This window comes from Enterobacter sp. A8, from assembly GCF_004296595.1.
Taxonomy (GTDB): Bacteria; Pseudomonadota; Gammaproteobacteria; order Enterobacterales; family Enterobacteriaceae; genus Enterobacter; species Enterobacter cloacae.
Map to the genome: position 1 here is coordinate 268,095 of NZ_SCMF01000005.1, position 22,199 is coordinate 290,293.

General features: G+C 54.7%; 19 protein-coding genes and 5 tRNA genes. 17 read left to right on the plus strand and 7 right to left on the minus strand.

What is annotated here, in order from left to right; genetic code table 11:
* Positions 1–48 precede the first annotated feature (48 nt).
* The 4 genes from EQV24_RS19265 to EQV24_RS19280 form a co-directional block, all read right to left on the minus strand.
* Complete coding sequence (locus tag EQV24_RS19265; protein WP_040020955.1) at positions 49–987, minus strand: sugar kinase; 939 nt, start codon at positions 985–987, stop codon at positions 49–51.
* A gap of 3 nt (positions 988–990) precedes the next feature.
* Positions 991–1,740, minus strand: a complete 750-nt coding sequence (locus tag EQV24_RS19270; protein WP_038418414.1) for a xylose isomerase — start codon at positions 1,738–1,740, stop codon at positions 991–993.
* A 104-nt stretch (positions 1,741–1,844) separates the two neighbouring features.
* Positions 1,845–2,861, minus strand: a complete 1,017-nt coding sequence (locus EQV24_RS19275) for a LacI family DNA-binding transcriptional regulator (protein ID WP_013094979.1) — start codon at positions 2,859–2,861, stop codon at positions 1,845–1,847.
* Between the two features lie 163 nt (positions 2,862–3,024).
* Complete coding sequence (locus EQV24_RS19280) at positions 3,025–3,687, minus strand: OmpA family lipoprotein (RefSeq protein ID WP_023620074.1); 663 nt, start codon at positions 3,685–3,687, stop codon at positions 3,025–3,027.
* Positions 3,688–3,851: 164 nt separating this feature from the next.
* Between EQV24_RS19280 and EQV24_RS19285 the strand changes: the two genes are divergently transcribed.
* The gene (locus EQV24_RS19285) at positions 3,852–6,173 is read left to right on the plus strand and encodes a molybdopterin guanine dinucleotide-containing S/N-oxide reductase (protein WP_130626943.1); all 2,322 of its coding nucleotides are present in this window, start codon (positions 3,852–3,854) and stop codon (positions 6,171–6,173) included.
* On the opposite strand, the gene EQV24_RS19290 is transcribed toward EQV24_RS19285, so the two are convergent.
* A complete protein-coding gene (locus EQV24_RS19290; RefSeq protein ID WP_013094983.1) occupies positions 6,136–6,582 on the minus strand; it encodes an N-acetyltransferase in 447 nt (148 codons plus the stop codon). The genes EQV24_RS19285 and EQV24_RS19290 overlap by 38 nt on opposite strands.
* A complete protein-coding gene (gene tag / locus EQV24_RS19295) occupies positions 6,560–7,141 on the minus strand; it encodes a DNA-3-methyladenine glycosylase I (protein WP_020686549.1) in 582 nt (193 codons plus the stop codon). Before tag ends, EQV24_RS19290 begins: the two co-directional genes overlap by 23 nt.
* Before the next feature lie 159 nt (positions 7,142–7,300).
* On the opposite strand from tag, the gene EQV24_RS19300 reads away from it, so the two are divergent.
* The 9 genes from EQV24_RS19300 (at position 7,301) to dppF (ending at position 17,881) form a co-directional block, all read left to right on the plus strand.
* Positions 7,301–7,999: an autotransporter domain-containing protein gene (locus EQV24_RS19300; RefSeq protein ID WP_023620076.1), complete on the plus strand. Its 699-nt coding sequence runs from the start codon at positions 7,301–7,303 to the stop codon at positions 7,997–7,999.
* Positions 8,000–8,237: 238 nt separating this feature from the next.
* A complete protein-coding gene (locus EQV24_RS19310) occupies positions 8,238–9,440 on the plus strand; it encodes an MFS transporter (RefSeq protein WP_040020946.1) in 1,203 nt (400 codons plus the stop codon).
* A gap of 257 nt (positions 9,441–9,697) precedes the next feature.
* A complete protein-coding gene (gene eptB, locus EQV24_RS19315; RefSeq protein ID WP_020686552.1) occupies positions 9,698–11,389 on the plus strand; it encodes a kdo(2)-lipid A phosphoethanolamine 7''-transferase in 1,692 nt (563 codons plus the stop codon).
* A gap of 91 nt (positions 11,390–11,480) precedes the next feature.
* Positions 11,481–11,557: transfer RNA gene (locus EQV24_RS19320), tRNA-Pro, on the plus strand.
* Positions 11,558–12,177: 620 nt separating this feature from the next.
* Complete coding sequence (gene dppA, locus EQV24_RS19325) at positions 12,178–13,785, plus strand: dipeptide ABC transporter periplasmic-binding protein DppA (protein ID WP_023620080.1); 1,608 nt, start codon at positions 12,178–12,180, stop codon at positions 13,783–13,785.
* Positions 13,786–13,945: 160 nt separating this feature from the next.
* Positions 13,946–14,965: a dipeptide ABC transporter permease DppB gene (gene dppB, locus EQV24_RS19330; protein WP_014830232.1), complete on the plus strand. Its 1,020-nt coding sequence runs from the start codon at positions 13,946–13,948 to the stop codon at positions 14,963–14,965.
* 9 nt (positions 14,966–14,974) lie between these two features.
* A complete protein-coding gene (gene dppC / locus EQV24_RS19335) occupies positions 14,975–15,877 on the plus strand; it encodes a dipeptide ABC transporter permease DppC (protein WP_020684504.1) in 903 nt (300 codons plus the stop codon).
* A gap of 10 nt (positions 15,878–15,887) precedes the next feature.
* Positions 15,888–16,871: a dipeptide ABC transporter ATP-binding protein gene (gene dppD / locus EQV24_RS19340; RefSeq protein WP_013094994.1), complete on the plus strand. Its 984-nt coding sequence runs from the start codon at positions 15,888–15,890 to the stop codon at positions 16,869–16,871.
* Entirely contained in the window at positions 16,868–17,881 is a 1,014-nt protein-coding gene (dppF, locus tag EQV24_RS19345; RefSeq protein WP_014830234.1) for a dipeptide ABC transporter ATP-binding subunit DppF, read from the plus strand. The genes dppD and dppF overlap by 4 nt, the downstream gene beginning before the upstream one ends.
* 43 nt (positions 17,882–17,924) lie before the next feature.
* Here dppF and coaA read toward each other — a convergent pair whose 3' ends face one another.
* Positions 17,925–18,875 (minus strand): type I pantothenate kinase, encoded by a 951-nt coding sequence (gene coaA, locus EQV24_RS19350; protein WP_013094996.1) that lies wholly within the window; start codon positions 18,873–18,875, stop codon positions 17,925–17,927.
* A 317-nt stretch (positions 18,876–19,192) separates the two neighbouring features.
* Here coaA and EQV24_RS19355 point away from each other — a divergent pair.
* From EQV24_RS19355 to nusG, 7 genes are all read left to right on the plus strand, one after another.
* Positions 19,193–19,268 (plus strand) — tRNA-Thr (locus EQV24_RS19355).
* A gap of 8 nt (positions 19,269–19,276) precedes the next feature.
* A tRNA-Tyr gene (locus EQV24_RS19360) sits at positions 19,277–19,361 on the plus strand.
* 117 nt (positions 19,362–19,478) lie between these two features.
* Positions 19,479–19,553 (plus strand) — tRNA-Gly (locus EQV24_RS19365).
* Between the two features lie 6 nt (positions 19,554–19,559).
* Positions 19,560–19,635: transfer RNA gene (locus EQV24_RS19370), tRNA-Thr, on the plus strand.
* A gap of 118 nt (positions 19,636–19,753) precedes the next feature.
* Positions 19,754–20,938: an elongation factor Tu gene (tuf, locus tag EQV24_RS19375; protein ID WP_013094997.1), complete on the plus strand. Its 1,185-nt coding sequence runs from the start codon at positions 19,754–19,756 to the stop codon at positions 20,936–20,938.
* A 229-nt stretch (positions 20,939–21,167) separates the two neighbouring features.
* Positions 21,168–21,551, plus strand: coding sequence for a preprotein translocase subunit SecE (secE, locus tag EQV24_RS19380; protein ID WP_013094999.1), 384 nt, complete (start codon positions 21,168–21,170; stop codon positions 21,549–21,551).
* Position 21,552: 1 nt separating this feature from the next.
* On the plus strand, positions 21,553–22,098 hold the full coding sequence (nusG, locus tag EQV24_RS19385; protein WP_003862341.1) for a transcription termination/antitermination protein NusG: 546 nt from the start codon (positions 21,553–21,555) through the stop codon (positions 22,096–22,098).
* The last annotated feature ends 101 nt before the right edge of the window (positions 22,099–22,199 follow it).

The window sequence follows — 22,199 nt, forward strand, 5'->3', positions numbered from 1 at the left end:
GTGCGGGTCGTTGCCCTCACCCTGGCCCTCTCCCACGGGAGAGGGGATTTATTCCTTAAGCTGCGCGCGCGTCGGCAATCCTTCACTGTCGCCCTGCACCTGAATGGCCAGCGAGCCGATCCAGTTGCCCCGGGCGATGGCCTGCGGCAGCGGTTTGCCTTCCAGCAGGGCGCTAATGACCCCGACAGCAAAGCCATCGCCCGCGCCGACGGTATCGACTACGTTCTCAACCTTCACGGCCGCGACCGCGCCCTGTTCACCATCCGCGGTTTTAAACCATGCGCCATCGGCACCTGTTTTCAGTACCACCGCTTTTACCCCTTTATTCAGGTAAAAATCGGCAATCCCTTCCGGCGTGTTTTCACCGGTGAGGATCACGCCTTCTTTCACCCCCGGCAGAACCCAGTCCGCCTGGAATGCCAGACGGTTCAGCTTCTCGACCATCTCCGCCTCGCTTTTCCACAACACCGGGCGCAGGTTAGGATCGAAAGAGATCGTTTTCCCCTGAGCCTTCATGGTGGTCGCGGCATGCTCGAGCAGCTCATACGAGCTGGCTGACAACGCGGCTGCCACACCGCTCAGGTGCAGATGGCGTGCACTCGCAAAGTAGTCGGCGTGATAATCTTCCACCGAGAGATGGCTTGCCGCCGACCCTTTGCGGAAGTATTCCACAATGGGATCGGTTCCATTTTCGACTTTAGATTTAAGCTGAAAGCCGGTCGGGAAGCGGCCATCGAGCGTCACGCCTGCGGCATCAATCCCCTCTTTTTTCAGCGAATCAAGAACGAAGTGACCAAAGCTGTCGTCACCCACGCGGCTGACCCAGCCTGTTTTCAGGCCGAGGCGTGCCAGCCCCGTTGCCACATTCAGCTCTGCGCCTGCCACGCGTTTGATAAAGTGCTCAACCGTGCTCAGCTCACCGGTTTCGGTAGCGACAAACATCGCCATGGCTTCACCGATAGTGATCACATCCAGTATCTTGTGCATGGTTTACTCCTCGCGCAGCAGGTTAACGTAATGCCGGGTGACAGCGGTTAAGTCCGCCCCTTCCAGCGGGAACTCGATCCCGCGTGGTGCATCGGCAGGCAACTGACTGAGCAGAGCCAGCCAGCGCGCATCGGCGCGATCCGGCGCGACGGCGCGGAACTGCGCTTTATGCGGTACGGCGGCTTTCACGTGGATATAGCTGACCGCCGGAGCCAGACGGGTTGCCGCTTCTTCCGGCGAGTCGCCGACCCACAGCCAGTTCCCCATGTCGAAGGTCAGCGTGACGGGGAGCGCCATTTCCCGGCAGGCGGCCTGGAAGCGCTGCATCGGCGCAAGCTGGCCGCAGTCGGTCTGGTCGTTTTCCACCACCAGTGCCATGCCGCTCTCATTGAGCAAAGTGCGCAGGGCGGTAAGCGGCCGGGTGCCGCTGAAATGACCCAGGGATACCTTCAGCCACAGCGCGTTGAGCGTGCTGGCTTCGGAAAGGTAGCGGGGAAGGTCGGGGTTGAGGGTACCGTCGGGCATAAACAGGGGGGCGGGGGCGGAATAACACGCCAGCAGGCCCAGCAGCTCAATGGATTCACCCAGCGCAGGCAGCGCCTGTAGCTCTTCGCTGTTGAACAGCTCCCGGCGGATCTCTACGCCGTCGGCACCCGCACCGGCAATTACGGGCAGCATCGCCCGTTGGCCGCCAGCCTGTCGCACCTGATCCGCACCATACGCGGCGGTGACCACCATTATTTTTCTGCCCATTCAGGAACTCCATCAAACGTACATCGATACTATTACGCTAGATGGAACCGGTTCCAAAGAAAAGTTCAGGATGTTGAATTTATGATCGTCATCACAAGGGGAAATTAACGGGCGGTGGAGCCGCGGACAATCAGCTCGCCGGAAAAGACCTGCTCGCGCACGGCATCGCTAATCCCTTCAATGCGACGAACCACTTGTTCAACAGCGGCATAGCCGATTTGCCAGGTCGGCTGTTTGAGCGTGGTGATGCCTACCCCGGCCAGTTCTGCCCACTCCAGTTCATCGAAGCCCAGCAGGCCGATATCGCTGCCCCAGTGCAGGCCAATGCGTTTGAGCGATCGGGCGACCTGAAGCGTCAGCGCCCCGTTGGCAGAAATTACAGCTTTGCGCATCCCGCGATGGCGCGTGTGGAACTGACGCAGGGTATTGTCGAGCTGGTCGGCTTCATGAAGCGGAGTTTCGGCATTTTCGGCGATCACACCGGGATAACGCTCCAGGGTGGCACGAAATGCATTCAGGCGCTCGCGACGGGTATTCACCATGCCCAGCGGCTCGCTCAGGAACAGAATTGCTTCGAAGCCCTGTTCGATCAGATGTTCGGTGGCAGTCGTGGCCGCCTGGGTATTATCCAGCCCGACGACGTCGCAGGCGAACTCCGGGATTTTACGATCGATGAGCACCATCGGCAGGGAAGACTGTTGCAGCCGGTTTAATCCTTCCTCGCGCATACCTACGGCATTGACCACGATACCTTCCACCTGGTAGCTGCGCAGCAGATCGAGATAATGCAGCTCCTGGTCCACCTCGTTGTTGGTATTACAGACCAGCGGGGTAAAACCTTTCTCGCGACAGGCGGCTTCGATACCGCTCAGCACGTTTACCGAGTAGGGGTTGGTAATATCGGCGATGATAAGCCCGATAAGGCGGGTACGGCCACGTTTAAGTCCGCGCGCCATGATGCTGGGGCGGTAGTCGAGATCGGCAATGGCCTGCTCAATACGTGCCAGCAGCGCATCGGAAAGCAGGTGTTTCTCGCCGTTGAGATAGCGTGAAATACTGGTTTTACCGGTTCTGGCGGCTTTCGCCACGTCGCTGATGGTGGCCCGCGTTGGTTTGCTCATCACTGAATTCCCTGACTTTAGTGAGAATACCTTAGCGGGAAAATCAACGATGGCAAGTGGTTCATTATGGAAGGTGCTGCTTGATGCCCTCACCCTAACCCTCTCCCACGGGAGAGGGCGCAAACACTTAAAACGGCAACGAATGTTGCCGTTTTGCTTCTACCTACTGCACAGGACTCAACGTAATCTCAACGCGGCGGTTCTGCGCTTTGCCTTCCGCCGTGCTGTTGCTGGCGATAGGGTTTGCCGGGCCCATACCGCTGGTGCGGATACGGTTCGCTTCAACGCCCTGGGTGATCAGCGAGCTGGCCACGGAATCCGCACGCTGCTGAGACAGACGCATGTTCAGCTCCTGGCTGCCGGTGCTGTCGGTGTAGCCAATCACATTCACGGCGGTCTTGTTGTACTCTTTTAGCACCATCGCCACGCCGGTCAGGGTATTCGCACCGGCAGGTTTCAGCGTTGCGCTGCTGCTGTCGAAGGTCACATTGTTAGGCATATTCAGGATGATGTTGTCACCGCTGCGCGTGACGCTCACGCCTGTGCCTTTCATTTTGTCGCGCAGCTTCGCTTCCTGCACATCCATGTAATAACCCACGCCGCCGCCGAGCGCTGCGCCTGCCGCTGCGCCAATCAGCGCGCCTTTACCGCGGTCTTTTTTGGAGGAGGAGAGCGCACCTACACCCGCCCCGACCAGTGAACCGATACCCGCGCCGATGCCGGATTTACCCGCTTCGCGTTCACCGGTGTATGGGTTTGTTGTGCAGCCAGAAACCGCCAGTGCACCGCTCACCAGAGCGGCAATAACGAGTACGCGTTTTTTCATCTTCTTTCCTTAATCCTTTTTATTCTTTGCCACGACGGACGTGGCAGTTGATTATGACGTCCGGATACGGAGAAAATTCCGGGGATAACTCTGAAATTTGTGACAAACCATAAACGGCCTCAATAACAAGACCGTAAACCTGCACGCAACCAGGAGCGCACGCTTTGAGCACCTCAACAAAAACCATTCTGACTGCCGCCCACTGGGGGCCGATGCTGGTCGAAACCGACGGCGAAAATATCCTGTCTTCCCGTGGGGCATTGCCATCACAACACCCCAACTCTTTACAGACCGTCGTTCGCGATCAGGTGCACAGCAAAACCCGCGTGCGCTGGCCGATGGTGCGTAAAGGATTTCTGGCTTCGCCGGACAAGCCGCAGGGCATTCGTGGTCAGGATGAGTTTGTGCGTGTGAGCTGGGATGACGCGCTGGCGCTGATCCACGCCCAGCACAAGCGCATCCGCGACAGCTATGGGCCAGCATCCATTTTTGCCGGCTCTTACGGCTGGCGTTCTAACGGCGTACTGCATAAAGCATCGACATTGCTGCAGCGCTACATGAGCCTGGCCGGCGGCTACACGGGCCATCTGGGGGATTACTCCACCGGCGCGGCGCAGGCGATCATGCCGTACGTCGTCGGTGGTAATGAGGTTTATCAGCAGCAGACCAGCTGGCCGCTGGTACTGGAGCATACCGACGTTGTGGTGCTGTGGAGTGCCAACCCTCTCAACACACTGAAAATTGCCTGGAATTCTTCCGACGAGCAGGGTATTGGCTATTTTGATGCGCTGCGCAAGAGCGGTAAGCGCATCATCTGTATTGACCCCATGCGCTCTGAAACCATGGATTTCTTTGGTGACAGTGCCGAATGGCTCGCCCCGCATATGGGTACTGACGTGGCGATGATGCTGGGTATCGCCCACACGCTGGTAGAGAATGGCTGGCACGACGCCGACTTCCTCGCGCGTTGCACATCGGGCTTCGACAAATTCGCCGATTATCTGACGGGTAAAACGGATGGTGTTGCCAAAACGGCAGCGTGGGCAGCCGATATTTGTGGCATTCCGGCTGACAAGCTCCGTGAACTGGCCGCGTTGTTCCATGAAAACACCACGATGTTGATGTCCGGTTGGGGCATGCAGCGCCAGCAGTTTGGCGAGCAAAAACACTGGATGCTGGTGACGCTTGCCGCGATGCTCGGGCAAATTGGTACGCCGGGCGGCGGGTTTGGGCTCTCTTATCACTTCGCCAATGGCGGCAACCCCACCCGTAAAGCCGCCGTGCTGGCCTCTATGCAGGGATCGGTGAAGGGCGGCGTTGATGCCGTGGATAAAATTCCGGTGGCGCGTATTGTTGAAGCCCTGGAAAACCCGGGCGGGTTTTATCAGCATAACGGTCTGGACCGCCATTTCCCGGATATTAAGTTTGTCTGGTGGGCGGGTGGGGCGAATTTCACGCACCATCAGGATACCAATCGTCTGATCCGCGCCTGGCAGAAGCCGGAGCTGGTGGTGATTTCGGAATGCTTCTGGACCGCCTCCGCCAAACATGCCGACATCGTGCTGCCGGCCACGACTTCGTACGAGCGTAACGATCTCACCATGACCGGTGACTACAGCAACCAGCATATGGTGCCGATGAAGCGTGTGGTCGCACCGCGGGATGAAGCGCGTGATGATTTTGACGTATTTGCGGAACTGAGCGAACGGTGGGAAGCGGGCGGTCGTGAGCGTTTCACCGAAGGGAAAACCGATCTCGAGTGGCTGGAAACGTTCTATCAGATTGCCGCTCAGCGCGGTGCGGCCCAAGGGGTGACGCTGCCGCCGTTTGCGGAATTCTGGGAAGCGAACGCGATTTTCGAAATGCCGGAGAGCGAGCAGAACGCGCAGTTTGTCCGTTTCGCCGATTTCCGTCGCGACCCGGAGAACCATCCGCTGAAAACCGAGAGCGGAAAGATTGTGATTTACAGTGAGCGCATTGCCCGCTTTGGGTACGCGGATTGTCCTGCGCATCCCACATGGCTTGAACCGGATGAGTGGCACGGCAATGCCCAGCCGGAGCAGCTCCAGGTGTTATCCGCGCACCCCGCGCATCGCCTGCACAGCCAGCTTAACTATTCGTCGCTGCGCGAGCAGTATGCGGTCGCCGGGCGGGAGCCGATCACGCTTCATACTGCAGATGCGAAAGCGCGCGGGATTGCGGATGGCGATCTGGTGCGCGTCTGGAACCATCGTGGGCAGGTATTAGCCGGAGCGGTGGTGAGCGACGGAATCAAACCAGGCGTGATCTGCATCCACCAGGGCGCGTGGCCGGACCTGGACGAGAGCGGTATTTGTAAAAACGGTGCTGTTAACGTGCTGACCAAAGATCTCCCCAGCTCGAAGCTGGGGAATGGCTGCGCAGGCAATACGGCGCTGGCATGGGTCGAGAAATATCAGGGACCCGAGCTTACTCTGACGGCGTTTGATCCGCCTGCCAGCTCATGATCCACGTCGGGTGTTGGGTGTCGTCCTGCCAGGCGCTGTCCTCGATGCGAAAGCCCTGTGCATGGTAGAAATTCACCGCCCGGACATTTTTTTGATACACCTCCAGGCTTAAATGCGGGAAGCGCTGTTGAACGTGGTTCAGCAGCGCGCGTCCGATGCCTTTGCCGATGTACGCCGGTGCGACAAATAGTGCGCCGACAAACTGAGACTGCATCACGCTGATAAACCCGTAAGGTTCGCCATCCTGTTCCCAGACCCAGGTTTCGGCCGACGGCAGATAAACGTCCCGCACCATGGCTTCGTTCTCTTTCCAGTAGCTCGCCTCAATAAACGGATGCGCTTCCGTGGTACTTTCAAGCCATAGGCTCAACAGCGACGCGGTATTCTCACTTTGCCATTTGCGGATCATGATGGCCTCCCGGATGACAGAAGCAGCCGGTAACATGGTCATTGACCAGGCCACAGGCCTGCATAAAGGCGTAGCAGATGGTGGAGCCGACAAACTTAAAGCCGCGTTTTTTCAGCGCTTTCGAGAGTGCGTCCGAGGCCGGAGTCGAGGCGGGAATTTCCGCGAGCGTGGCGGCCTGCGTAATTTGCGGATCGTTATTCACAAACGTCCAGACAAACTCTGAGAACGATTCACCGTTTTGTTCCATTGCCAGGTAAGCGCGTGCGTTACCGATAATGGCCTGGATCTTACCGCGATGGCGGATGATGCCTGCATCCTGCACCAGTCGCTCCACGTCGTCGTCGGTCATCGCGGCGACCCGGACGGGATCGAACTGATGAAAGGCATTGCGGTAGTTTTCGCGTTTCTTCAATACCGTAATCCATGACAAACCCGCCTGCTGACCCTCCAGGCAGATCATCTCGAAAAGTTTTTTGCCGTCCGTTTCCGGCACGCCCCATTCCCGATCGTGATAGTCGATATAGAGCTGATCCTGGCTTACCCAACCGCAACGTTGCATCGGTTATCTCCCTTATGACACGGTTATCGCAAAAATTTCATTCCGTCAGGCTTGACGTGTGACCTGTAAAGACAATAGTTAATACAGGGCCATAAGCCCTAAAAACCTCTTCCTGAATAATGATAAAAATCGCCGAATTCGGCTCTCTCTGGAGTCGCTTTGATGATAAAAAAAATCAGTGGTCGCCATGCTGTTTCTGGCCTGGTGGGGATTTCAGCCTGTCTGCTTTCTGGTCACTCAGCATTTGCCTGGCAACAGGAATATATCGTTTCAGACCCGCAAAGTAATACGGCGGAACGCTATACATGGGATGCGGATCACCAACCGCGTTATGACGATATCCTGGCGGAGCGCATCCAGTCTTCGCAAAATGCGCCGGGGCTGGCTCTGAATCTGCCCTCTGGCTCGACCTCCGCGGGGGCGATGAGCGTCGGCTGGAATTTTCCGCTGGCGGGTCATGTCACGACCGGCCCGGTGGTGGCATGGCGTTATGACGGCACCACGCCCATGATGATTAATGAGTTTGGTGATAGCGTGACAACCCAGGCGCTGACCGATCCCCTGTGGCATGCCAGCGTGAGTACGCTAGGCTGGCGCGTGGATACGCAATATGGCGAACTTCGTCCCTGGGCGCAGATTAGCTATAACCAGCAGTATGGTGAAAATCAGTGGAAATCCCAGTTCGGGATGCCGCAAACGCCTGCCCCGGCTCAAAATGGCAACTGGATGGATGTCACCGTAGGCACCGATATTCCTTTCACCTCGCACATGGCGGCGTATGCTTCCTTAGCGCAGGGGGAGGACAGCACGACGGGAGAGCAGTTTTTGTACACGCTGGGCGTAAGTGCAAATTTCTAACGTTGTTACTATTTTAAACGTCACGTTAACATCTTGAATGCAATAACCGTGGGGGTTGTAGCGATAGCGGACACTAACATTCTGTCGCTTCACTCCCCGGCAAGGTCGTTCATTCCCGATTCCAGGCATTTCATTCCGTTTCTCCTGCATCTCATGCCGTTTTCCCCCAGCTGGATCAGGGTTTTGTTTATCGTTGTCCTCAGCAAATTCCCTTACTTTCTCTTGCAGGACAACTGCCATGAATACATCTTCCTACAATCGTACACGCTGGCTGACGCTCTTTGGCACCATCGTCACCCAGTTTGCGTTGGGCTCGGTCTATACCTGGAGCCTGTTTAACAGTGCCCTTTCCGACAAGCTCGGTGCGCCGATCAGTCAGGTGGCGTTCTCTTTCGGTTTGCTAAGCCTTGGGCTGGCGCTGTCCTCTTCGGTTGCGGGCAAATTGCAGGAGCGGTTCGGCGTAAAACGCGTCACGATGGCCTCGGGGATCCTGCTGGGATTGGGCTTTTTCCTGACGGCGTATTCAAACAACCTGATGATGCTCTGGCTGAGCGCCGGGGTACTGGTCGGTCTGGCGGACGGTGCCGGTTATCTGCTTACTCTGTCAAACTGCGTCAAATGGTTCCCGGAGCGTAAAGGGTTAATCTCCGCGTTTGCCATCGGTTCTTATGGCCTGGGCAGCCTCGGATTTAAATTTATCGACTCTCATCTGCTGGCGTCGGTTGGCCTCGAAAAAACCTTCATAATCTGGGGAGTTATCGTCCTGGTGATGATCCTGTTTGGCGCGACGCTGATGAAAGACGCACCGCAGCAGGAAGTGAAAACCGTTAACGGCGTGGTGGAGAATGACTTCACCCTGGCTCAATCCATGCGTAAACCCCAGTACTGGATGCTGGCGGTGATGTTCCTGACGGCCTGCATGAGTGGCCTGTATGTGATTGGTGTGGCGAAAGATATCGCGCAGGGCATGGTTAAACTGGATGCCATGACGGCGGCAAACGCGGTGACCGTGATCTCTATCGCTAACCTGTCTGGTCGTCTGGTGCTGGGTATCCTGTCCGACAAGATTGCCCGTATCCGCGTGATTACCCTTGGACAGGTGGTTTCACTGGTGGGTATGGCGGCCCTGCTGTTTGCGCCCCTGAATGAAGCGACTTTCTTTGCTGCGATTGCCTGCGTGGCCTTTAACTTCGGCGGCACCATCACGGTGTTCCCGTCACTGGTGAGCGAGTTCTTTGGTCTGAACAACCTGGCGAAAAATTACGGCGTGATTTACTTAGGCTTTGGCATCGGCAGCATTTGCGGCTCGTTAATTGCCTCGCTGTTCGGCGGATTCTATGTCACCTTCTGCGTAATATTCGCCCTGTTGATTATTTCACTGGCCCTGTCGACGACGATTCGGCAGCCGCAGCGCGAAGTGTTTAATGAAGCACATGCCTGAAGATAAGACAAACGGCCGGGTTTCCGGCCTTTTTCTTGTCTGAAAACCGGAACTTAAGTGATATCGTATGTTTAAGGACTTTCTTTTTTGTAAAAAACTGTACCGATCACACTCTCTGTTGCCACTTTTCCGCTTCCCTGTGGTCTACTTACCACGCTTGTAGACGTTTCTTATAACGATTCCCTGAGCGAATATCTAAGCTGTCCATTTTTTAGTGAAGTGGACGGCGGTACTGTCCCTTTTTCCGGGTAGCTTGCATGAAATACATTAAATCGATGGCGCAACAAAAGCTCTGCTTTTTGCTGGCGTTGTACATCGGCCTTTTTATGAATGGCGCAGTTTTTTTCCGTCGGTTTGACGGTTACGCGCAAGATTTCACCGTCTGGAAAGGAATTGCAGCGGTTGTCGAATTGGTCGCTGCAGTACTGGTTACCTTCTTTTTATTACGTATTCTTACACTGTTTGGTCGCCGCGTGTGGCGTGTGCTGGCAACGTTCATCGTGCTTTGCTCAGCCGGTGCCAGCTATTACATGACGTTTATGAACGTCGTCATAGGATACGGCATTATTGCTTCCGTCATGACGACAGATATAGACCTTTCTAAAGAAGTCGTTGGGTTGCATTTTATCCTCTGGCTGGTAGCGGTAAGTGCTTTGCCGCTGTTGCTCATCTGGAGTAACCGCTGCCGGTATACGCTTGTGCACCAGATCCGCACGCCAGGTAAACGCCTCAGAAGTGTTGCACTGGTACTGCTGGCAGGTCTCATGGTCTGGGGGCCGATTCGCTTGCTTGAAGTCAAGCAGAGAAGTGATGAACGCACCTCTGGCGTGGATATGCCAAGCTACGGTGGTGTAGTCGCAAACTCTTACCTGCCTTCTAACTGGATCTCTGCTCTGGGGTTATATGCATGGGCGCAGGTGGACGAATCTTCTGATAACAAATCGCTTATGAACCCGGCGAAGAAGTTTACTTATGTAGCGCCGAAAGATATCGACGATACCTATGTCGTCTTTATCATTGGCGAAACGACGCGCTGGGATCATATGGGTATTCTAGGTTATGACCGTGATACCACGCCTGAATTGGCTCAGGAGAAAAACCTGATTGCCTATCGCGGCTACTCCTGTGATACCGCCACCAAGCTCTCCTTACGCTGCATGTTTGTTCGTGAAGGGGGGGCGAGCGATAATCCGCAGCGTACCTTGAAAGAACAGAATGTGTTTTCTGTGCTTCATCAACTCGGGTTTAGCGCTGACCTCTACGCTATGCAAAGCGAGATGTGGTTCTACAGCAACACCATGGCGAAGAACATCGCTTACCGTGAGCAAATTGGTGCGGAGCCGCGAAATCGTGGCAAGGCTGTCGATGATATGCTGCTGATCGATGAGATGAAAAACTCTCTTAATGGCAACCCGGATGGCAAGCATATGATCATCCTGCATACCAAAGGGTCTCACTATAACTATACCCAGCGTTATCCTCGCAGCTTTGCGAAATGGACGCCGGAATGTGTTGGCGTTGACAAAGACTGTACCAAAGAGCAGTTAATTAACTCTTACGACAACTCAGTGTTGTATGTGGATCATTTTATCGATTCGGTGATTGACCAGGTACGGGATAAGAAAGCGATCGTGTTCTATGCGGCTGACCATGGTGAATCCATCAATGATTATGAGCATCTGCACGGTACGCCACGCAAGATGGCACCACCAGAACAGTTCCGCGTGCCGATGATGGTGTGGATGTCTGATAAATATCTGGAAGATCCAGAGAAAGCCAAAATGTTTGCTCATCTGAAACAGCAGGCAGAAATTAAGGTACCGCGCCGTCACGTTGAGTTGTACGACACCATCATGGGGTGCCTGGGTTATACCTCTCCGGACGGGGGGATTAACGAAAATAACAACTGGTGCAAACTGCCTGAAAGCAGCCAGAAAGCCGCGCAGTAGCTTGCCTGGCGAGTTTATCGCCAGTTGGATGGCTTTTTTAAATTAAGGGATTGACGGGGGCGCACCTCAGCAGTAAGATGCGCTCCGCATTCGGCGAGTAGCGCAGCTTGGTAGCGCAACTGGTTTGGGACCAGTGGGTCGGAGGTTCGAATCCTCTCTCGCCGACCACATTCAAAAAAGGGCTAACCGCAAGGTTAGCCCTTTTTGCATTAACGCTTTATTCGTCCAGATTAGCCAAAACACCTCTTAGTCCTGCTTCTTCCTGCCTGTTCGTGATTTTGTGACATAATCCATTGTATTTTTTTATATATAGATTGATCTTTTTTCGCGTTGCTTATGGATAACCTCAGCATTTTTCGCTGTGCGTTTTAACGTTCGCGGTATTTAGTGCTCAGATAATCACCGTTCTGCAAGAAAATTTACCCATTCTGAATAAAAGTTAATCACTGATTGTTGCGAAATATGAAGATATTTGTGCTGCAACATGACGAGTAGCATAAATTTCCCTGCTGAAAACTGGCGTACATAGTTTTTTTAATCTTTGTTTGCGGTTTCTCACACTCAGCGTAAATCCCCGTCACCTGTATTGACGTTTTCACATTCTGTTGACAGATTGTAGGGCACGAGGGGCATTTCAGGGACGATCTGCGCTGCAACTCCAACGCTCTTCTGAAAGGATTCTCCATCCCTTTAACGCCTTCGGGCATCACCGACCGGACCGGGTAAAAAATAAATAAAGGTCAGGCGGCGTAACACAACAAAGCAAAACATCACATTGGAGCAGAATAATGAGTATTTCCTTGAAGAAGTCAGGGATGCTGAAGCTTGGTCTGAGCCTGGTGGCTATGACCGTGGCAGCAAGCGTACAGGCAAAAACCCTGGTTTACTGTTCTGAAGGCTCGCCGGAAGGCTTTAACCCACAGCTCTTTACCTCTGGTACGACTTACGACGCAAGCTCTGTGCCGATCTATAACCGTCTGGTTGAATTCAAAACCGGCACCACGGAAGTGATTCCTGGCCTGGCGGAGAAGTGGGACGTCAGCGAAGACGGTAAAACCTATACCTTCCACCTGCGCCAGGGCGTGAAGTGGCAGGACAGCAAAGAATTCAAACCAACGCGCGACTTCAACGCCGATGACGTTGTGTTCTCCTTCGATCGTCAGAAAAACGCTCAGAACCCGTACCACAAAGTGTCCGGCGGTAGCTATGAGTACTTCGAAGGGATGGGTCTGCCAGACCTGATCGCTGAAGTGAAAAAAGTGGACGATAAAACCGTTCAGTTCGTGCTGACTCGCCCGGAAGCGCCATTCCTGGCGGACCTGGCCATGGACTTCGCCTCTATCCTCTCTAAAGAGTACGCGGACAACATGCTGAAAGCCGGCACGCCGGAAAAAGTGGACCTAAACCCAATCGGTACCGGTCCGTTCCAGCTGCTGCAGTACCAGAAAGACTCCCGTATTCTGTACAAAGCGTTCCCGGGCTACTGGGGTACCAAACCACAGATCGACCGTCTGGTCTTCTCCATCACGCCTGACGCGTCTGTGCGTTACGCAAAACTGCAGAAAAACGAATGCCAGGTTATGCCCTACCCGAACCCGGCTGATATCGCCCGCATGAAGCAGGACAAGAATATCAACCTGATGGAGCAGGCTGGCCTGAACGTGGGCTATCTCTCTTTCAACACCGAGAAGAAACCGTTTGATGACGTGAAAGTGCGTCAGGCGCTGACCTATGCGGTGAACAAAGAAGCGATCATCAAGGCCGTTTACCAGGGCGCTGGCGTTGCGGCTAAAAACCTGATCCCGCCAACCATGTGGGGCTATAACGATGACGTTAAAGACTACACCTACGATCCAGAGAAAGCGAAAGCGCTGCTGAAGGAAGCAGGGCAGGATAAAGGCTTTACCGTTGAACTGTGGGCGATGCCGGTACAGCGTCCGTACAACCCGAACGCACGCCGTATGGCTGAAATGGTTCAGGCTGACTGGGCGAAAATCGGCGTTCAGGCCAAGATTGTCACCTACGAGTGGGGCGAGTATCTGAAGCGCGCCAAAGCGGGTGAGCATCAGGCAGTGATGATGGGCTGGACCGGTGACAACGGGGATCCGGACAACTTCTTCGCCACTCTCTTTAGCTGCGCGGCGGCAAAAGACGGCTCTAACTACTCTCGCTGGTGTTACAAGCCGTTTGAAGACCTGATCCAGCCGGCACGTGCCACCGACGATCACAACAAACGTATTGAACTCTACAAGCAGGCACAGGTTGTTATGCACGATCAGGCTCCGGCTCTGATTGTTGCTCACTCCACCGTGTACGAGCCAGTGCGCAAAGAAGTGAAAGGCTACGTGGTTGATCCGCTGGGCAAACACCACTTCGAAAACGTATCTGTTGAATAATCAGTAGGGTGTTCTCCCTCTCCCTGTGGGAGAGGGCAGGGGTGAGGACTAGCATGCAAGCCCCTCACCCTAACCCTCTCCTGCGGGAGAGGGAATTTACATTTGTGAGCAATACAGACGCCACGCCACTGGTCGTGCGTCTTCAGAGAGAATCCGGGTTATGTTGCAGTTCATCCTCCGACGTCTGGGACTTGTCATCCCCACGTTTATCGGTATCACCCTTCTCACTTTTGCCTTTGTCCATATGATCCCCGGCGACCCGGTAATGATTATGGCGGGCGAGCGTGGTATTTCCCCTGAACGTCATGCGCAGCTGCTGGCTGAACTCGGCCTCGATAAGCCGATGTGGCAGCAGTACCTCCACTATATCTGGGGCGTTATGCACGGTGACTTAGGGATTTCACTGAAAAGCCGTCTTCCGGTGTGGGACGAGTTCGTGCCGCGTTTTAAAGCGACACTGGAGCTTGGCATCTGCGCCATGATTTTTGCCACTGCGGTGGGTATCCCTGTCGGGGTGCTGGCTGCCGTTAAACGTGGCTCTATTTTTGACCATACCGCTGTGGGCCTGGCGCTGACCGGCTACTCCATGCCGATCTTCTGGTGGGGCATGATGTTGATTATGCTGGTCTCGGTGCAGCTTAACCTGACGCCGGTCTCCGGACGCGTCAGCGATATGGTCTTCCTCGATGATTCCAACCCGTTGACCGGCTTTATGCTGATTGATACGGCGATATGGGGCGAAGAGGGCAACTTTATTGATGCGGTCGCGCATATGATCCTGCCGGCAATGGTGCTTGGCACGATCCCTCTGGCGGTGATCGTGCGTATGACCCGTTCGTCAATGCTGGAAGTGCTGGGCGAGGATTATATTCGTACCGCGCGTGCCAAGGGCCTGACGCGTATGCGAGTCATCATCGTTCATGCGCTGCGTAACGCCATGCTGCCGGTGGTGACCGTTATCGGTCTGCAGGTGGGTACGCTGCTGGCAGGGGCGATCCTGACCGAAACCATCTTCTCCTGGCCGGGCCTTGGCCGCTGGCTGATTGACGCGCTGCAACGCCGTGACTATCCGGTCGTGCAGGGCGGTGTATTGCTGGTCGCGACGATGATTATTCTCGTCAACCTGCTGGTCGATTTGCTGTACGGCGTGGTGAACCCGCGTATTCGTCATAAGAAGTAAGGGGCCATCATGTCACACGTTTCTGAAAATAAAGTGGTTGCTGCACCGGTTCCAATGACGCCGCTGCAGGAATTCTGGCACTACTTCAAGCGTAATAAAGGCGCGGTAGTGGGGCTGGTCTATGTCTCTGTCATGATCCTGATTGCCGTGTTTGCAAACGTGCTTGCACCGTATAACCCGGCGGATCAGTTCCGTGACGCGCTGCTGGCCCCCCCTGCATGGCAGGACGGCGGGAGCCTGGCTCACCTGTTGGGTACCGATGATGTAGGTCGCGACGTGTTGTCGCGTCTGATGTACGGCGCGCGTCTGTCGCTGCTGGTGGGCTGCCTGGTGGTGGTGCTGTCCCTGATCATGGGGATCATCCTCGGCCTGGTTGCGGGTTATTTTGGCGGCATTGTTGATAACATCATCATGCGTATCGTCGACATCATGCTGGCGCTGCCAAGCCTGCTGCTGGCCCTGGTGCTGGTGGCGATATTTGGCCCGTCGATCGGTAATGCCGCGCTTGCGCTGACCTTCGTGGCACTCCCTCACTACGTGCGTTTAACCCGTGCGGCAGTGCTGGTGGAAGTGAACCGCGACTACGTCACCGCGTCCCGCGTGGCCGGTGCCGGTGCGATGCGTCAGATGTTCGTCAATATCTTCCCGAACTGCCTTGCGCCGCTGATTGTTCAGGCGTCGCTCGGCTTCTCTAACGCCATTCTTGATATGGCCGCTCTTGGCTTCCTGGGCATGGGTGCGCAGCCGCCAACACCGGAGTGGGGCACGATGCTCTCCGACGTGTTGCAGTTCGCACAAAGCGCCTGGTGGGTTGTCACCTTCCCGGGTCTGGCAATTCTGCTGACGGTGCTGGCATTTAACCTGATGGGTGATGGTCTGCGCGATGCACTTGATCCCAAACTGAAGCAGTAAGAGGCACGAGATGGCGTTATTAAATGTAGATAAATTATCGGTGCACTTCGGCGATGAAGGCACCCCGTTTCGCGCCGTGGACCGCATCAGCTACAGCGTAAATCAGGGCGAAGTGGTTGGCATTGTTGGGGAATCCGGTTCCGGTAAGTCCGTAAGCTCGCTGGCGATTATGGGGCTGATCGATTATCCGGGCCGCGTGATGGCGGAAAACCTGCAGTTCAATGGTCAGGATCTGAAGCGCATTTCCGAGAAACAGCGCCGCCAGCTGGTGGGCGCGGAAGTGGCGATGATCTTCCAGGACCCGATGACCAGCCTGAACCCCTGCTACACCGTGGGCTTCCAGATTATGGAGGCGATCAAGGTCCATCAGGGCGGTAACAAGAAAACCCGTCGTCAGCGGGCGATCGACCTGCTGAACCAGGTGGGGATCCCTGACCCGGCATCGCGCCTTGATGTCTACCCGCATCAGCTTTCTGGCGGGATGAGTCAGCGTGTGATGATCGCGATGGCAATTGCCTGTCGGCCAAAACTGCTGATTGCCGATGAGCCGACCACAGCGCTGGACGTGACCATCCAGGCGCAAATCATCGAGCTGCTGCTGGAACTGCAGCAGAAAGAGAACATGGCGCTGGTGCTGATTACGCACGACCTGGCGCTGGTGGCTGAAGCAGCACACAAAATCATCGTGATGTATGCAGGGCAGGTGGTGGAGACCGGAAGTTCGCATGATATCTTCCGCGCACCGCGTCATCCGTATACTCAGGCGCTTTTACGTGCGCTGCCGGAGTTTGCCCAGGATAAAGCGCGTCTGGCGTCGCTGCCGGGTGTGGTACCAGGTAAATATGACCGTCCGCAGGGCTGCCTGCTGAATCCGCGTTGCCCGTATGCGACGGATAAATGCCGTGCAGAAGAACCTGAGCTGAACCAGCTGGCTGACGGTCGTCAGTCGAAATGCCACTACCCACTCGATGATGCCGGGAGGCCAACACTATGAGTACGCAACAGGCCACCACGCAACAACCGCTGTTGCAGGCTATCGACCTGAAAAAACACTACCCGGTGAAGAAGGGGATTTTTGCCCCTGAGCGCCTGGTGAAAGCGCTGGATGGCGTCTCCTTTACCCTCGAACGCGGTAAAACGCTGGCGGTGGTCGGGGAGTCGGGCTGCGGCAAATCAACCTTAGGCCGTCTGCTGACGATGATTGAAACGCCTACCGGCGGCGAGCTCTATTATCAGGGACAGGATCTGCTCAAGCACGATCCGCAGGCGCAGAAGCTGCGTCGCCAGAAAATCCAGATTGTGTTCCAGAACCCGTACGGTTCATTGAACCCGCGCAAGAAAGTGGGGCAGATTCTGGAAGAGCCGCTGCTGATTAACAGTAATCTCAGCAAAGAGCAGCGTCGTGAAAAAGCGCTGGCGATGATGGCGAAAGTCGGCCTGAAAACCGAGCATTACGATCGCTACCCGCATATGTTCTCTGGCGGCCAGCGCCAGCGTATCGCCATCGCCCGTGGCCTGATGCTCGACCCGGATGTCGTGATTGCCGATGAACCGGTCTCAGCGCTCGACGTTTCCGTGCGCGCACAGGTGCTGAATCTGATGATGGATCTGCAGCAGGAGCTGGGGCTGTCTTACGTATTTATCTCCCACGACCTGTCGGTGGTAGAGCATATCGCTGATGAAGTGATGGTGATGTATCTGGGGCGCTGCGTGGAGAAGGGGACGAAAGATCAGATCTTTAATAACCCTCGCCACCCGTACACCCAGGCGCTGCTCTCTGCGACACCGCGCCTGAACCCGGACGATCGTCGCGAGCGTATTAAGCTGACCGGTGAACTGCCAAGTCCGCTGAATCCACCCCCGGGATGTGCATTCAACGCCCGTTGCAGTCGCCGCTTTGGCCCTTGCACCCAGCTACAGCCGCAGCTGAAAGATTATCGCGGTCAGCTGGTCGCCTGCTTTGCGGTCGATCAGGATGAAAACGGCGAAAAGCCGCAGGCGTAAACAAAAAAACCGGCGTTAAGCCGGTTTTTTTATGTCTGCTAACCTATTTCCGCAAACGAATCTGGTCGACAGCGTGTTTCTCGCTCTTGGTGAGGATCAGGCTCGCCCGCTCGCGGGTAGGGAGAATGTTCTCTTTCAGGTTTACGTAGTTGATCTCGTTCCACAGGCCTGTCGCCACCTTCACCGCCTCTTCTTCAGAAAGCTGGGCGTAGTGATGGAAATAGGAGTCCGGGTCGGTGAACGCCCCTTCGCGGAACTTCAGGAAGCGGTTGATATACCAGCTTTGCAGCAAATCTTCCGGTGCATCGACATAAATAGAGAAATCGACGAAGTCAGAGACAAACACGTGATGCGGATCGTGAGGATAATCCATCCCGCTTTGCAGCACATTTAACCCTTCCAGAATCAGAATGTCTGGCTGCACCACCGTTTTGTCTCCGCCCGGAATGCGATCGTAGATCAGGTGCGAATAGACCGGCGCCGTGACGTTAGGCACGCCGGATTTCAGGTCAGAGACAAATTTCACCAGACGGTGCATGTCATAAGAGAGCGGGAAGCCCTTCTTCTTCATCAGCCCGCGTTCTTTTAACACCTCATTGGGGTGCAGAAAGCCGTCGGTGGTGATCAACTCCACGCTGCGGTGTTCTGGCCAGCGGCTCAGGAGAGCCTGCAAGACACGCGCGGTTGTGCTTTTACCTACCGCCACGCTGCCAGCAATACTGATGATATAAGGAATGCGTTGACCATTGGTTCCAAGGAACTGCTCCAGCACCGCCTGACGGCGCAGGTTGGAACTGATATAGAAGTTAAGCAAGCGTGAGAGGGGGAGATAAATTTCTGCCACTTCTTCCAGGGACAGATCTTCGTTTATCCCTTTTAACCGTGCGATTTCACCTTCCGTCAGCGTCATAGGGACGGAATCACGCAGGGCAGCCCACTGGCTGCGGTTAAAGTGAAGATAAGGCGTCATTAACGTTTGCTCTTTTTTGCTCATAAGCATGCTTCAGTGAGCCAGCATCACACTGCCGGATCATGGCTCATCACACAGTTAATTTTGGACAATGGGCAGGAGGTTAACACCAGATGACAGGAATAATAAGAAAAAAGATGGAAAGCGCTGCGTTACGCGGAAGCCGTCACGCTACGGTGTATGCGATGCAATTCGCTCATATATGTTGAATATTTGACCGTGAATGACTACTTTTACAGCGCTTGATGCGTGGTTAGCATAAAATGTGAGCGAAAGAACGTTTTATGCAAATTTTTAGTTGCATGACCGCGCAGGTATCCATAGAATGCGCGCTACTTGATGCCGACTTAGCTCAGTAGGTAGAGCAACTGACTTGTAATCAGTAGGTCACCAGTTCGATTCCGGTAGTCGGCACCATCAAGTCCGGTGGGGTTCCCGAGCGGCCAAAGGGAGCAGACTGTAAATCTGCCGTCACAGACTTCGAAGGTTCGAATCCTTCCCCCACCACCACTTTCTGGCAGCGTAAATGCCGCCGGAGCTGGTTTAAAAGCTGAATCAGCTCGAACTTAAAAAGAGAGAAATCTCTTTTTTTGTTACAGAAAGAACTGGGTAGCCGAGTTTCAGGATGCGGGCATCGTATAATGGCTATTACCTCAGCCTTCCAAGCTGATGATGCGGGTTCGATTCCCGCTGCCCGCTCCAATACGTGCTGATATGGCTCAGTTGGTAGAGCGCACCCTTGGTAAGGGTGAGGTCCCCAGTTCGACTCTGGGTATCAGCACCACTTCACTTCTCCTTCCCGTTTCTCTCTGTTTCAATTTTACTTGATTCAACAGTTCAGGCATTTCGCCTGGTTGATGTGGTGATATCACCGATTTATCCGTGTCTTAGAGGGACAATCGATGTCTAAAGAAAAGTTTGAACGTACAAAACCGCACGTTAACGTCGGTACTATCGGCCACGTTGACCATGGTAAAACAACGCTGACCGCTGCAATCACTACCGTTCTGGCAAAAACCTACGGTGGTTCTGCTCGTGCATTCGACCAGATCGATAACGCACCAGAAGAAAAAGCTCGTGGTATCACCATCAACACCTCTCACGTTGAGTATGACACCCCGACTCGCCACTACGCACACGTAGACTGCCCAGGCCACGCCGACTATGTTAAAAACATGATCACCGGTGCTGCGCAGATGGACGGCGCGATCCTGGTAGTAGCTGCGACTGACGGCCCAATGCCTCAGACTCGTGAGCACATCCTGCTGGGTCGTCAGGTAGGCGTTCCTTACATCATCGTGTTCCTGAACAAATGCGACATGGTTGATGACGAAGAGCTGCTGGAACTGGTAGAGATGGAAGTTCGTGAACTGCTGTCTCAGTACGATTTCCCAGGCGACGATACCCCAATCGTTCGTGGTTCCGCGCTGAAAGCGCTGGAAGGCGACGCAGAGTGGGAAGCGAAAATCATCGAACTGGCTGGCTACCTGGATTCTTACATTCCAGAACCAGAGCGTGCGATTGATAAGCCATTCCTGCTGCCAATCGAAGACGTATTCTCCATCTCCGGTCGTGGTACCGTTGTTACCGGTCGTGTAGAGCGCGGTATCATCAAAGTGGGTGAAGAAGTTGAAATCGTTGGTATCAAAGAGACTGCGAAGTCTACCTGTACTGGCGTTGAAATGTTCCGCAAACTGCTGGACGAAGGCCGTGCTGGTGAGAACGTTGGTGTTCTGCTGCGTGGTATCAAACGTGAAGAAATCGAACGTGGTCAGGTTCTGGCGAAGCCAGGCTCAATCAAGCCACACACCAAGTTCGAATCTGAAGTGTACATCCTGTCCAAAGACGAAGGCGGCCGTCATACTCCGTTCTTCAAAGGCTACCGTCCACAGTTCTACTTCCGTACAACTGACGTGACCGGTACCATCGAACTGCCAGAAGGCGTAGAGATGGTAATGCCAGGCGACAACATCAAGATGGTTGTGACTCTGATCCACCCAATCGCGATGGACGACGGTCTGCGTTTCGCAATCCGTGAAGGTGGCCGTACCGTTGGCGCGGGCGTGGTTGCTAAAGTTCTCGGCTAATTGCTGATAACATTTGACGCAATGCGCAATAAAAGGGCATCATTTGATGCCCTTTTTGCACGCTTTCACGCCAGAACCTGGCTCATCAGTGATTATTTTTGTCATAATCATTGCTGAGACAGGCTCTGCAGAGAGCGTATAATTCGAAAAGCGAATTAGCATTTCGATTTGGTTTGCCTCGCGATCGCGGGGTGAAAATGTTTGTAGAATACTTCTGACAGGTTGGTTTATGAGTGCGAATACCGAAGCTCAAGGGAGCGGGCGCGGCCTGGAAGCGATGAAATGGGTAGTGGTAGCCGTTCTGCTGATCGTAGCGATCGTCGGCAACTATCTTTATCGTGACATTATGCTGCCGCTACGCGCGCTTGCAGTGGTAATTCTGATTGCTGCAGCGGGTGGTGTCGCGCTGTTGACGACAAAAGGCAAAGCGACTGTCGCTTTTGCCCGCGAAGCGCGTACCGAAGTCCGTAAGGTAATTTGGCCGACTCGCCAGGAAACATTGCACACCACGCTGATCGTAGCGGCGGTAACCGCTGTAATGTCACTGATCCTGTGGGGACTGGATGGTATTCTGGTTCGCCTGGTATCCTTTATCACTGGCCTGAGGTTCTGAGATGTCTGAAGCCCCTAAAAAGCGCTGGTACGTCGTTCAGGCGTTTTCCGGTTTTGAAGGCCGCGTAGCAACGTCGCTGCGTGAGCATATCAAATTACACAACATGGAAGAGTTATTTGGCGAAGTTATGGTTCCGACCGAAGAAGTGGTCGAGATCCGTGGCGGCCAACGCCGCAAAAGCGAGCGTAAATTCTTCCCGGGTTACGTGCTGGTTCAGATGGTTATGAACGACGCGAGCTGGCACCTTGTGCGCAGCGTACCGCGCGTGATGGGCTTTATCGGCGGCACGTCTGACCGTCCGGCGCCAATCAGCGACAAAGAAGTTGATGCGATTATGAACCGCCTGCAGCAGGTGGGTGATAAGCCGCGTCCGAAAACGCTGTTTGAACCGGGTGAAATGGTTCGTGTTAATGACGGTCCGTTTGCTGACTTTAATGGCGTGGTCGAAGAAGTGGATTACGAGAAATCCCGCCTGAAAGTTTCTGTTTCTATCTTCGGTCGTGCGACCCCGGTAGAACTGGACTTTGCCCAGGTAGAAAAAGCCTAAGCAGCGATCAAAAAAGCGGCGATTTAATCGTTGCACAGGGCGCGAGATTGGAATACAATTTCGCGCCTTTTGTTTTTATGGGCCACGGCCTGTAAAACGAT